Raw genomic sequence first — 12,007 nt, 5'->3', positions numbered from 1 at the left:
CGGACGCGCGCTCCGGCCCCCGCCCGGGTCTCCTCAGTGCTCCGGTACGGAGATCCGGGCGCGCAGCGGCGCCAGCAGGGCGTTCACCTCCCGCACCCCGTCCACCTCGTCCAGCCGCAGCATCCGGTCGGGCTCGACGGCCAGCGGCCCCGGGCCGCAGCGGTCCCCGAACAACTGCAGCGCGGTGCGCGGACGGTACCGCTTGGACTGCCACAGCAGGCCGCCCGCCGCCGGGCAGTGCTCCCGGATCAGCCGGGCCCAGTACCGCGTCTTGGGGTACTCGTCCTCCTCGCAGTCCACCAGCCAGGTGTCCTGCCAGACCGCGGCCAGCCCCTCGGCCGTGGTCAGATCGACCAGGTCGACGTCCCGGATGGTGCGCACGGCCGAGAGCCGGTAGCGGGAGGCCTGTGCCCAGGGCACCAGCCGGATGCCGGTGGCGTCGTCGAACTCCACCGAGCGGAGCAGGACTTCACAGATGGCCGTGACCGGATCCAGTGCCGCGTACAGGTACGGGTACCGGTCCTTCTCGGTCGCGTCGAAGCGGCTGCCGCGGAAGAACTCGTGCGCGAGCGTGGGGTTGAAGGCGGTGGCGTCCTCGTACTTGTGCGTGTGCAGCCGCCACAGCAGCGTACCGGCCGGGAGCTCGTGCAGCAGCGGCTCCATCGCCGCTCCGGTGGGCGGGATCTGACGTGCCATCACTCACCCTCCACCAGTTCGAGGACGGCCCGGGTCAGCTCGTCGTCGGGCACCGAACCCAGCAGCTCGGCCGGTACCCCGCGCAGCCAGCGGTTGCCGCCCAGCCACCAGTCGGCCGCACCCCAGGGGTCCCGGTCGGCCATCAGCAGCCGGTTGATCCGGCTCACCACCGGCAGCGGGCGGGTGCCGCCGGCCGCGAACTGGAACAGCGGGTAGCGGTCACCGCGCTGCGGGTCCCGCAGCCGGATCAGACCGGGCTCGGCACCGCCGGCCCCGAGCTCCGCCGCGCCGAGCGAGGGCGCGGCCAGCAGCCGGGCGCGCACCGGGTCCAGGGGCGGCGCGGCGGCCCCCGGCTGCGCAGCCCCCGTCCCGGGCGCCGCGGCCGGCTCCGGCAGCCGGGCCAGCAGGGCCAGGACCGGGGCCCGGTCCAGCACCGCGCCCGGGGCGCCGGCGAAGCGGACCCCCGAGCGCAGCGCCGCGGCCACCGGGTGCGCGTCCGGCAGCGCACGCAGCAGGCGGCGCAGCCGGCGCAGCGCCCCCTGCACGGCCGGCGGGTCCTCGGCGGCCGTCAGACCGCGCAACAGGGCCGCCAGCTCCGTGCGGTCTGCCGGGTCGAGGGCGTCGAGGACGGCCGCCCAGTGTGCGTCGAGCAGCCTGATCAGATCGTCGGGTGTCATGCGGTGGGTTCCCCCTCCGTCCGGTGGGGCCGGTGGTCGCGGGTCAGGTCGTACCGGCTCCCCGCGCGGTCTGCCGCGGACAGCGGCGCGGGGTTGCCCTGGTGGATGAAGGCCCCCCAGAAGGCCGTGCCGGTCAGCTCGGGCCGGTCGGCGGTGCGGCGCAGGTGCGGGGTCAGCCCGGCCACCGCGGGGCGCTCCCCGGCGGGCGCCAGCATCCAGCGCTGGGCCGCCCGCAGCGCGTCGGGCGGTGCCAGCCCGGCGGCCACGTGGTGGTGGAAGACGGTCATCAGGACCGCCGAGGCGTCGTCGCGGACCTTCCAGCGGGAGCCGACCGCATCGGCCGCCAGCCCGTGGACGAAGGCCGTGGTCACGGTCAGGGCCTCGTCGTGGTCGCGGGTGCTCAGGTCGGTCTCGCAGGCGCTCAGCACCACCAGCGGGCGGCCGGCCCGGGCGGGCCCGGCCGGGGCGTCCAGCAGCCGGGTCACCGACAGCCGTCCGGCCTCCGGCCCCCCGCCGGCCGGCCGGCCCAGCTCCAGCACCGAGGAGGCCGGATCCGCGCCGGCCGTGCCGTGGCAGACCAGGTGGACCACCGCGGCCGGCCCGGACCCGGCGGCCCGCGCCCCCAGCAGCCCCAGCACCTCCTCGGGCGTGCCCCCGGGCGGCGCCGGGTCGAGGTCGAGGGTGTCGAACTCGCCGAACAGCGCCGCCCCCGGGTAGTAGGCGTCCCGCACCGCGAGCACCTCGTCCTCGGCCATGTCGAGATCGGCCGGTACGCAGACCAGGGCCTGGCCGTGGGACAGCGGCAGCCGCCGGGTCCCCGCGGCCCGCAGCAGCTCCCGCCCGGAGGCGGCGTACGTCAGCACGGCCGCCTCGCAGGCCCGTAGCGCGGCGGGGGCGCCGGCCGCGGTCCAGTGCGGTGGTACCGGGAGCCGGGCGGCCTGCCAGGGCACCACGCCCAGGTTCCCGCAGGCCACGACGGTCAGCCGGACCGGCGCGGGCCCCGGCTCACCGGCCCGGCCCGGCAGCAGCCCGGCGCCGAGCAACCCCCGTTCCCACAGGCCGAGTCCGGACAGCAGCGGCCCCACGACGCCCTCGCCGGCCCACTCGCACAGCGCCTCCAGCGCGGCCTCCCAGCGCTCCTCGCCGCGCCGGGCGCAGAACCGTACCCGGCCGGCCTCCAGGTACCCGGCCACCGGCGCCCGGCCCGGCTCGGACAAGGCGGGCAGCGGCAGCGCCCAGGGCGACCGGTCCGGGGCCACCACCAGTGCCCAGCCGTCCTCGTCCCCCTCCCCGGGCAGCAGGTAGACCAGCGCGTCCGAGCCGGTCCCGGCCACCGCGTCGGACAGCTCCGAGGCCTCCGGCAGCCGGCCGTCGAGCCCCGCACCCCGGCCGGCCAGCAGGTCCAGCACCCGGCGGCGCAGCCCACTGGGCAACTCGGGACGCTGCGAGGAACCGTCCAGCAGCGCCGTCAGCAGCCCCTCCGGCGGCGCGCCCGCGGCGCCGGGCCGGGCCTCCCGCCACTGCCGGGCCAGCTCCGCCTCGCCCAGCGCGGCGAGCCGTTCGGGCACGGTGGCCGAGACGGCCGCGGCGCCCAGCACCAGCGCCCGGCCGGCCTCCAAGCAGGCCACCGCCTCCTCCGGGCGGCCCGCCCGGACGGCCCAGCCGGCGGCCCGCAGACCACGCCGGGCCCCGCCCCGGGCGACCTCCAGGCCGTGCTGCACGCCCTCCTGGAGCAGCACGTCGGCCGCGGTGGCGCGCAGCGACTCCCGGGCGTCGGCGACCGCCTGCACCAGATCGGCGCCGTCGTGCCCGGCCCGCTTGGCGCGGGTGTCGGCCAGCTCCCAGTGGACGGACGACGTCGCCTGCACGGTCCCCGCGGGCAACTCCGCCCGGGTCAGCTCCAGTTCCTCGATCGCCTGGTCGAGCAGGGCCGGGTCGCCCTCGGCGTCGTGGCGGAGGCTGAGGGCCATGGCGATGCCCAGGCGGGTGCGGATCCGCTGGTCGGTGAAGACCGGATTGCCGTCGAGGGTGGCCCGGGCCCGCGCCAGCGCGCCCGCCAGCCGATCGGGATCCGGATCGAGCTGCGAGGTGAGGGCGAGCAGCGGAGCCACCATCGAGTCCATCAGCCCCCGTTCGAAGGACACCTCCGGCGCCCGCTCGTAGGCCTGGTCGACATAGTGCTGGGCGGTGCGCAACGGAGCCACTGCGCCAGTGCACTTGGCGATGGCCAAGTGCGCGGCGGCCAGCAGGAACAGGGACTGGTAGGCCAGCATCGACCGGGAGGCCGCGTCGTCCGGGCCGGGGCCCTCGGCGGCTCCGGACCCCGGGGTCCCGTCCTGCCGGACCGCTCCGTCGGCCTCCTCGATCTCGTCCAGGAGGTCGAGGGCGCTCTCGATCACCTCCTCCAGAGCGGGGACGTCCTCCGCGTCGGCGGCCTGGGTCAGCCGGGACATCAGCAGCAGGCAGCGGTTGGCCCGCAGCAACGCCACGGCGCCGGGCCGCCCGGTGGGCTGCTGCGTGATCAGGGGGCCGTCGCCCGGGGCGAGGGACTGCGCCACCAACTGCTCGGCCACGGCCTGGTCCAGCAGGTTGCCGCCCGACATCGCGGTACCGGTGAGGATGCCGGGCAGCACCCCGCGCACGAACCAGGGGAACTCCTCGCCCTGTTGGCCCTCCTCGACGGTCTTGCGCAGCAGGCGCAGCGCCTCCTCGTACTGGGCGGGGTCGCCGGTGCGGCCACCGAGCATCATCCGGGTCATCGCCTGCATGGGGTCGGACACGTGGGGGACCGTCCCCGGCTCGGCGGCCTGCCCCTGCCGCAGCAGCTCGGACAACTGCTCCGCGGTGAGGGCGCCGGGCTGGGCGGTCTCCGTCATCAGCCCCATCATCGTCCGCAGCTCCAGCTGGTCGTCCAGGGTCGGCGGCTCGATGGACTCCGGGCGCTGGACCCCGGGCCCGGTCAGCATCCGCCGCAACTGGTCGAACACCGGGCCCATCGGCCCCAGCAGGCTCAGGTCCAGGTCCTCCGATCCGGCCACCGCGCGCTGCAGGCGGGCGGCGTCCCCCGAGACGAGTGCGGCCTGGCACTCGGTCTGGAAGGCGAGCAGGCGCGCCAGGGCCGGCGGCATGCCGCCGCGCTTGGTCGCGGCGACCTCGTGCGCCAGCTCCTCCAGCTCGGCGACGGTCTCGAGGTACCCGGGGCCGCCGTTGACCGCGGGCACCGCGGCCTTCAGCATGTCGTCGATCGCGTCCATGCCCAGCGGGCGGCGCTCGGCGTACCGTCCCACGAGCAGTACGCCCAGGTCCCGGGCCGCGTCCGTGCGGTCCTCGGGGGCCAGCAGGTCGCCGGTGCGCGCCCGGCGCAACAGGGCCATGGCCTCGGTGCGTTCGGCCTCCTCGCCGGACCTGGTCCAGCGGTCTCCCAGCAGGGCGCCCAGCCGGGCGAGGGCGGTGGCGTGCAGGGCCGGGGCGGCGGGCGACCGGTCGGGCGGCGCCGGTCCGTCCGGGTCGGCCGGCTCTTCCGGCTCCTCAAGGAGCCGCCGTAACTCCGCGATCAGTCCGTCGCGTTCCGCGAGCGGCGGACCCGACGGTCCCTGCGAGGCGGTCAACGAGGCGGGCAGCACCCGGACCCCCGCCGTGTGCCGGACCAACTCCGCCAGCCGGTCGCCGGATTCCCCGTCCGCCCGTCCCGTTGCTTCGTCCTGTGTCCCCAACACCCCTCCCCAGAAGGCCGGTCCGGACCATCATCACCCGCCCGGCCGCGCGCGGGGAGGGGGCGCGGGCGGTGCGCGGAAGCCGTCCGGCCGACGACCGGAGGCCGACCGGGCCGGGCCGGGTACGGGGGGCCGGTGCGTGGCAGCATCGACGGAGGGCCGGCGTACGGCCCGGATCCGGTCCGTTCTGCACGGGGAGGCGGCTGACCGTGACCCAATTGCCCTACCGGGAAGTCACCGCCGCGGCCTACGCCGCCGCGTACACCGCCGGACTGCGGCTGACCGGAACCCCGGACGGCGCGGTCCTGAGCGGCGCCTGCCCGCGGTGCGCCTGCCCCTTCGACTTCACGTACGTCCGCCGCGCCTACCGGCACCGCCCCGGCGCCCCCGTCACCGTCCCGGTCCTCTGCGTCTGCGACACCCCCCACACCGGCCGCCCACCCGGCGAGGAGGGCTGCGGCGCCTACTGGAACGTCCTGCTGGAGAGGACCGGCCGATGACCCGGCGCCGGGCGCCCGGCCGGAGCCGGTGGCTGGTGGCCCCGGGGGTCCGGCCCGGTCCGGGCGGGGTGCCGGCCGGCTGGGCGCCCGGTGGGTTCGGCCGGTGGTGAGCTGGCGGGCCCGGCCCGGGCCGGTGGGGACGCCTGCGGACCGGGTGGCCGCGCGGCGCGGGCGGTTGCTGTTGCACGACGAGCTGCCGCGGGTCCGGGCGGCGGCGGTGGCCTGGCGCGGTGGCCTGGGGGCCCTGCTGGCCGGGCTGCTCGGCTTCGGACTGCTCAAGGGGCGTACGGACGTGGGGGAGTTGGCGGCGCCGTACGGAGCGGTGGTCGGTGTGCTGCTGCTGGGTGCGTTGGTGTGCGGGGTGGCTGGGGCGGTGCTGCTCCTGCGGGCGGCGTACGGGCGGCCGGCGGCGTCCGCCGTGCCGGACCATGTGCCGGGGACGGTGCCGGTGGGGGCGGCGGTGCTGGGGCACGTGGAGGCCCTGCGGGCGGCGCGGGCCCTGACGTGGGGGGTGCTGGCCACCCTTGCCTGTGCCGGACTCCTCACCGCGGCCGTGGCCCTCACCTGGTACGGCCCCGCCCGCCCCGCCGAGCCCCCGGCCCCCACCGCCCCTCCCGTGCCGGCCCGCCCGGCGTGGCGCGCGGGCGCCCCCTGACCTGGCTCCCGCCCACCCCGTGCCGGCCCGCCCGGCGTGGCGCGCGGGCGCCCCCTGACCTGGCTCCCGCCCACCGCGCGCCGGCCCGCCCGGCCTGACGTGCTGGCGCCCCCTGACCTGGCCGTGCGCCGATGCCCGGACAGCGCCCGGGCCCGCCGGGCTGGCGGCCCGTTCTTGGGTTCTGCCTGGGCGGGGACCTGCCATTCCCGCCCGGCTGGTGAAGTGCCAAATCCAGCCCTGCCGGGCAATTCCAGCCTCGCTGGGGGCACCTCCCAGCGGTAGCTGGGGGAGTTTGAGGCGCGGGGTCCGGGGCGGCGGCCCGAATCCTGGGCCGGGCCCGCCCTTTGCGTCCGGCCGCGCCGGGGCCATCTCAGCCTCGCCGGCGTTTGAGGCGCGGGGTCCGGGGCGGCGCCCCGAAACCTGGGCCCCGCTCACCCTTTGCGTCCCGCCGCACCGGGGGCGTCCCAGCCCCGCCGGCGTTTGAGGCGCGGGTTCCGGGCCCGGGCCCGGCCGCTGCGCGGAGCCAGCCCCACCCCGCCCCTTCCCGAAACCGGTGGGCGGCTGCCCCCGGAGCCCCCGTACCGCCGCTGCGCGACGGTCGCCTCAAACGCCGGCGGGGCTGGGTATGCCGGGCGGAGCCCGGAGCCGTACCGCCGCTCCGCGACGGTCGCCTCAAACGCCGGCGGGGCTGGTAGGGGTGGCGGGTTCCCGGCGGGCGGAGTCACGGGCGGCGGGAACTCCGGATCGTGAGGGGGCGACTGATGAGGTGGTAGGCGGGGGTGCCGCCGGGTGGAGCAGGGGAGATCGGGATGGATCGTCGGGACGTGCTCAGGGCCACGACCGTGTTCGGAGCCGCCGCAGCGGGCCTCGGCACGGCGGGGCCCGACGCGAGGGCCCACGACCGGACGGGCACGGCGGCCAGGCCGGACGGGACGGGGGCAGATGCCCGGGCGGGCGGGGCACAGCTCGGGGCGGATGCCCGCGCGGAGGCCGGGGTGGCCGGGGCGAGGGGGACAGCGGCAGATGCCCGGGCGCGCCGGGCGCAGCTCGGGGTGGCAGACGGGGGGAAGCCGTGGCGGGTGCAGGTGGTGATGTTCGACGGGGTCGAGGAGTTGGACTTCGCGGCCCCCTATGAGGTCTTCGCGGCCGCCCGCTTCTTCACCGACCGCCCCGTGGACGTCCGTTACGTCACCACCGGCCGCCCCCGCACCGTCCGCGCCGCCTACGGCACCGCCGTGCGGGTCGGGCACGGCTGGGCGCCGGAGGAGGCCGAGGTGATCGTGGTGCCCGGCGGCGGGTACGCCCGCCCCGAGGAACCGGGCGTCCGGGCCGAGATCCGCCGCGGCGTGCTGCCGGCCGCGCTCGCGGCCGCGGCCCGCCCCGGGCTGACCATCGGCGCCCTGTGCACCGGCGTCATGCTGCTGTCCGCCGCCGGACTCACCCGCGGCCGCCCGTGCACCACCCACCACAAGGCCCGCCCCGACCTCGAACGGCAGGGCGGCCTCCTCACCGGCGCCCGGGTCGTCGACGACGGCGACCTGGTCACCGCCGGCGGCATCACCTCGGGCCTGGAACTCGCCCTCTGGCTGGTCCGCCGGGAACTGGGCCCCGGCCCGGCCACCGACATCGAGGCCATGCTCGAGTACGAGGCCCGGGGCACCGTCTGGACCCGGTAGGGCCCGCCCTATGGATCAGGCCGGGCCCGCGGCGCACGATCCGGGAGTCGGTCCGGGAGGCGGCCCAGGAGACGGCCCGGGAGGCAGCCCAGGAGGCGGCCCGTGAGGCGGCCCAGGAGACGGCCCGGGAGGCAGCCCAGGAGTCGGCCCGGGAGACGGCCCGGGGATGGCAGGCTGGAGGCATGCGGATACCCAGGCGGGCGGCGCGGGTGGCGGTGTCGGACCCCACCGGCTCGGTGTTCATGTTCAGATACGACAACGAGGAGGTGGGGGTCCACTGGGCGCTGCCCGGTGGCGGACTGGAGCCGGGGGAGACCCCGCTCCAGGGGGCCCTGCGCGAGTTGCGCGAGGAGACCGGGTGGGCCGACGTCGAGATCGACGGGACCTTGCTCTGCCTCTGGGAGCACGACTTCACCCGGGCCGGGGTGCCGGTCCGGCAGCACGAGCACGTCTACCTCGCGGACGGCCCGCGCCGTGATCCGGTCGGCGACCTGACGGCGGCCCACGCCGCGGACGCCATCCTGCGCTGGCGCTGGTGGTCCCCGGCCGAACTGGCCGTCGCCAGCGAGCCGTTGTGGCCCCCGCAGCTCCCTGCCCTGCTGGCCGGCGTCCGGGCGCACGGCGCCCCCGCGCAGCCCGTCGACCTCGGATGGGTCCCGGTCGCCCCGCCCGGAGGGGGTTCGCCCGACTGAGCCCGGCCGGAACCCGCCCGTCCGCGCCCGGCGCGGTGTCGCCCCCCGCGCCGGGTCCCCTACAGTGCGTGATGCCGTATCCGGTCAGGGCCGACGTACAGGAGCGCGACACCGTGGTCACCCCCGCCCGTTCCGGCGAGTCGACGAGTCCGGCCCCGGTGGGGCGTGCGGTGCCCGAGCTGGCGGCCGGGCGGGTGGCGGCGTGGCGGGAGCGGGGCGCGCCGCCGGTCGAGTTGTTCACCGAGGCGCAGGCGCGGCTGGGCGGGGTGGCCGGGGTGCGGATGGGGGAGCGGGCGGCCGTGGTGGTCACCGGCCCCGAGGCCGTGCAGCACGTCCTCGCCCGGCGGGCCGACCGGTACGTCAAGCGCTCGCACCGGGCCCGGCTGCTGATCGGCGACGGCGTGCTGGCCGCCACCGGCCAGGCCTGGAAGGGCCAACGCCGGCTGTTGCAGGCGCAGTTCACCGGCCGTGGCATGCGCCGCTATGAGCAGCGGATCGCCACGGCCGCCCGCACCGCCGCCGACCGCTGGGCCCGGTACGCCCGTACCGGCGAGGTCTTCGACCTCGGTGAGGAGATGCGGCGGTTCGCCCTCGACACCATCTGGCGCTCCCTGACCGGCCATCCGCTCGACGAGGACGCGGCCCGGGACCTGGCCGCGGTGCCCGCCGTGGTCGCCGCGCTGCCCGGGCTGCCCGCCGACGGCACCGCGGCCGCCGACGCGGTCGCCGACGAGCTGGAGCTGATCGACGCGGTGGCCGCCCGGGCCACCGCCGCCGCCCGCGGCGGGGCGGCCGGCCCCGACGGACCGGGCCTGCTGCACGTCCTGCTCGACGCGGCCGCCACCCGGCCCCAGTACACCGACCGGCTGATCCGCGACGAGCTGGTCACCCTGCTGGTCGCCGGGCACGAGACCGCCGCCACCACCCTCACCTGGCTGTACCTGCTCCTGGACCGGTACCCGCAAGCCCGGGAGGCGGTCCTGGCGGCCGGGCCGGACGGGTCCGCGGAGCGGCGGGCGGCGGCCTCGGCGCTGGTCCACGAGACGCTGCGGCTCTACCCGTCGGCCTGGCTGCTGCCGCGCGTCGCGGCCGAGGACGACCTGCTCGCCGGGTTCGCGGTCGAGGCCGGTACCGAGATCCTGGTCTGCCCCTACCTCGCGCACCGCGACCCGCTGCTGTGGCCGGACCCGGAGCGCTTCGACCCCGGCCGCTTCACCCCTCCCGGCCGGCGCCCCGCCCATCCCGGCGCCTACCTGCCCTTCGGGATCGGTCCGCGGGCCTGTCTGGGGTCGCAGTTCGCGCTCCGGGAGTGCACGGCGCTGCTGGAGCTGCTGCTGCCGGCGCCCGCCCCGCGCTTGCGGTCCGTGCCGGCCGGTGCGGTGTACGGGCTGACGGTACGCCCGGACGGTCCGGCCCCGGCGGTCCTCACCGCGTAGGGCCCCGGCCCCGGTGGCCCGGGGGTCAGTACGTCCCGCGCCCTCAGGCCCGTACGCCCCGCAGCAGGTCCTTGACCAGGGCCGCCGCGAAGTCCTCGGTGAGGGGGCCGTGCGGCAGCAGCAGGCGGTAGTAGCAGGCACCCCAGAGCTGGTCGACGATCGCCTCGGGGTCGGCGTCGAGGCGGAGCTGACCGCGGCCCTGGGCACGCCGCACCGCCTCCGCGGCCAGCCGCCGCCGGGGTCCCGTGTACCGCTCCAGGAAGGCCTCGCACAGGGCGGGGTCGGTCTGCGCCTGGCCGACCAGCTCGACCAGCACCCGGCCGACGGCCGTCCCGGTGACCTGCCGGACGAACGCGCCGAGCTGGGCGGTCAGGTCCGCCGCGATGTCGCCGCTGTCCGGGAAGGCCGGGGTGCAGGGGGCGGCGGAGAGGTAGCCGTCCAGCGCGAGCGCGCCCTTGGACGACCACCACTTGTAGATCGTCGTCTTGCTGACCCCGGCCCCGTCGGCGACCCCCTCGATGGTGAACCCGCCCATGCCCTCGCTGAGCAGCAGGGCGTTGGCGGCCGCCAGGACGTCGGCGCGCACCTCGGCCGCCGGGCGCCGGCCGCGGCCGCGCCGGGCCCTCGGGTGGGGTTCGCGCTCGGACAGCACCGGCATCGATGCCCTTCTACGTCCTCGCCCCCGCGTGCGGGGGTCCGGGGGATTGCTGCGGCGGGAGGTGGCGTCCCGGACCGGACGATGACATCCGATGGAGGCTTCCTCGACGTGAACTCTACGTGCACCCGGGCGATCTGTTGAGTGGTCCGGGGCGGCGGGCCGGTCCCGGGGCGGCCGGATCCGGGCCGGTCGGGAGGCCGGGCCGGCCGGGGCCGCGGGGCCGGTCCGGGCGGCGGCGCCCGTGGTGGGCCCGGGTCCGGGGCATCGCGGCCGGACACCGGAGGCGTCTCGTCCGTCGCCCGGCGGCGGGCGGGCCGGTCACCGGGGAACCGCGGGTTCCGTCACAACTGCCGTCGGAGGCAAGGGAATCGAGAGATCGGCCTCCCTTTTTGGCCGTGCTGTTCGCGCCATACTCAAATGAACGAACCATTCATTTAACGGGGAGAGCACTATGTCCGTGTCCACGCGAGTGGCACTGGTCACCGGGGCTTCTGGGGGCATCGGCCGCGCCGTCGCCCAGCGGCTCGCCGCAGACGGGATGTCCGTCGGCGTCCACTACGTGACCAACAAGTCCGAGGCCGAGGGGGTCGTGGCCGGGATCGAGGAGAGCGGCGGGCGGGCGATCGCCGTCGCCGGCGACGTGGCCGACGAGGTGGCGATGGCGGGGGCCTTCGACGCGCTCGAGAAGGCCTTCGGCGGGGTCGACGTGGTCGCGCACATCGCCGGGGTGGGCATGCACGGCCCGCTCGCCGAGCTCGACCTGAACGCCTTCGACGAGCTCCAGCGCACCAACGTCCGGGGCACGTTCGTGGTCTCGCAGCTGGGCGCCACCCGGCTGCGGGCCGGCGGGGCGATCGTGAACCTGTCCACCACGCTGACCAAGCTGGCGCCGGCCGGGAACGCCGCGTACGCCGCGAGCAAGGGCGCCGTCGAGGCGATGACCCTGATCCTCGCCCGGGAGCTCAAGGGCCGGGACGTCACGGTGAACGCCGTGGCGCCGGGCCCGACGGCCACCCCCGCCTTCCTGGCCGGCAAGCCGCAGCCGGTCCTCGACCACCTGGCCGGGCAGGCGCCGCTGGAACGGCTGGGCACCCCCGAGGACATCGCGGAGGCGGTGGCCTTCCTCGCCGGGCCCGGCCGCTGGGTCAACGGCCAGGTGGTCTTCGCCAACGGCGGCATGGTCTGACGCACTCCGGCGCCGGGGCCCGACGACCCCGGTCTCGGCCCTGATCCACGCCGCGACCATGGTCACCGCCGGCGTCTACCTGATCGTCCGCTCCGGCGCGATCTTCAACGGCGCCCCG

The 12,007-nt window shown here is 77.3% G+C and carries 10 protein-coding genes; 6 read left to right on the top strand and 4 right to left on the bottom strand.

Translation table 11 applies throughout. The features are described from left to right. Window positions 1-33: 33 nt before the first annotated feature. The 3 genes from AB0O40_RS25485 to AB0O40_RS25475 are packed head-to-tail and all read right to left on the bottom strand — an operon-like array spanning window position 34 to window position 5,086. Window positions 34-696, bottom strand: a complete 663-nt coding sequence (locus AB0O40_RS25485; RefSeq protein WP_365046087.1) for an RES family NAD+ phosphorylase — start codon at window positions 694-696, stop codon at window positions 34-36. Next, window positions 696-1,373, bottom strand: a complete 678-nt coding sequence (locus AB0O40_RS25480; RefSeq protein WP_365046085.1) for a hypothetical protein — start codon at window positions 1,371-1,373, stop codon at window positions 696-698. The genes AB0O40_RS25485 and AB0O40_RS25480 overlap by 1 nt, the downstream gene beginning before the upstream one ends. Then, window positions 1,370-5,086 (bottom strand): CHAT domain-containing protein, encoded by a 3,717-nt coding sequence (locus tag AB0O40_RS25475; RefSeq protein WP_365046082.1) that lies wholly within the window; start codon window positions 5,084-5,086, stop codon window positions 1,370-1,372. The genes AB0O40_RS25480 and AB0O40_RS25475 overlap by 4 nt, the downstream gene beginning before the upstream one ends. A 209-nt stretch (window positions 5,087-5,295) precedes the next feature. Here AB0O40_RS25475 and AB0O40_RS25470 point away from each other — a divergent pair, with 209 nt between their 5' ends. From AB0O40_RS25470 to AB0O40_RS25450, 5 genes are all read left to right on the top strand, one after another. Next, entirely contained in the window at window positions 5,296-5,586 is a 291-nt protein-coding gene (locus tag AB0O40_RS25470; protein ID WP_365046079.1) for a hypothetical protein, read from the top strand. A 103-nt stretch (window positions 5,587-5,689) separates the two neighbouring features. Beyond that, a complete protein-coding gene (locus tag AB0O40_RS25465; protein WP_365046077.1) occupies window positions 5,690-6,241 on the top strand; it encodes a hypothetical protein in 552 nt (183 codons plus the stop codon). Window positions 6,242-7,293: 1,052 nt separating this feature from the next. Then, the gene (locus tag AB0O40_RS25460) at window positions 7,294-7,917 is read left to right on the top strand and encodes a DJ-1/PfpI family protein (RefSeq protein ID WP_365046074.1); all 624 of its coding nucleotides are present in this window, start codon (window positions 7,294-7,296) and stop codon (window positions 7,915-7,917) included. A 182-nt stretch (window positions 7,918-8,099) separates the two neighbouring features. Next, window positions 8,100-8,609, top strand: coding sequence for an NUDIX domain-containing protein (locus AB0O40_RS25455; protein WP_365046072.1), 510 nt, complete (start codon window positions 8,100-8,102; stop codon window positions 8,607-8,609). A gap of 68 nt (window positions 8,610-8,677) precedes the next feature. Then, on the top strand, window positions 8,678-10,045 hold the full coding sequence (locus AB0O40_RS25450) for a cytochrome P450 (RefSeq protein ID WP_365046069.1): 1,368 nt from the start codon (window positions 8,678-8,680) through the stop codon (window positions 10,043-10,045). A 43-nt stretch (window positions 10,046-10,088) separates the two neighbouring features. Here the strand turns inward: AB0O40_RS25450 and AB0O40_RS25445 are convergent, their stop codons facing one another. Further along, window positions 10,089-10,703, bottom strand: a complete 615-nt coding sequence (locus AB0O40_RS25445; protein WP_365046066.1) for a TetR/AcrR family transcriptional regulator C-terminal ligand-binding domain-containing protein — start codon at window positions 10,701-10,703, stop codon at window positions 10,089-10,091. Window positions 10,704-11,154: 451 nt separating this feature from the next. Here AB0O40_RS25445 and AB0O40_RS25440 point away from each other — a divergent pair, with 451 nt between their 5' ends. Next, window positions 11,155-11,889, top strand: coding sequence for an SDR family oxidoreductase (locus AB0O40_RS25440; protein WP_365046063.1), 735 nt, complete (start codon window positions 11,155-11,157; stop codon window positions 11,887-11,889). Window positions 11,890-12,007 lie beyond the last annotated feature (118 nt).

Source organism: Streptomyces sp. NPDC089919 (genome assembly GCF_040684615.1).
Lineage (GTDB): Bacteria > Actinomycetota > Actinomycetes > Streptomycetales > Streptomycetaceae > Streptomyces.
The sequence above is the reverse complement of the archived record's forward strand: the minus strand, read 5'-3'. Positions and strand labels throughout refer to the sequence as shown.

Excerpts from the sequence above, each read along its gene's own strand:
- AB0O40_RS25445 (WP_365046066.1), bottom strand. The coding sequence starts at position 10,703 with ATGCCGGTGCTGTCCGAGCGCGAACCCCACCCGAGGGCCCGGCGCGGC.
- AB0O40_RS25455 (WP_365046072.1), top strand. The coding sequence starts at position 8,100 with ATGCGGATACCCAGGCGGGCGGCGCGGGTGGCGGTGTCGGACCCCACC.
- AB0O40_RS25480 (WP_365046085.1), bottom strand. The coding sequence starts at position 1,373 with ATGACACCCGACGATCTGATCAGGCTGCTCGACGCACACTGGGCGGCC.
- AB0O40_RS25440 (WP_365046063.1), top strand. The coding sequence starts at position 11,155 with ATGTCCGTGTCCACGCGAGTGGCACTGGTCACCGGGGCTTCTGGGGGC.
- AB0O40_RS25485 (WP_365046087.1), bottom strand. The coding sequence starts at position 696 with ATGGCACGTCAGATCCCGCCCACCGGAGCGGCGATGGAGCCGCTGCTG.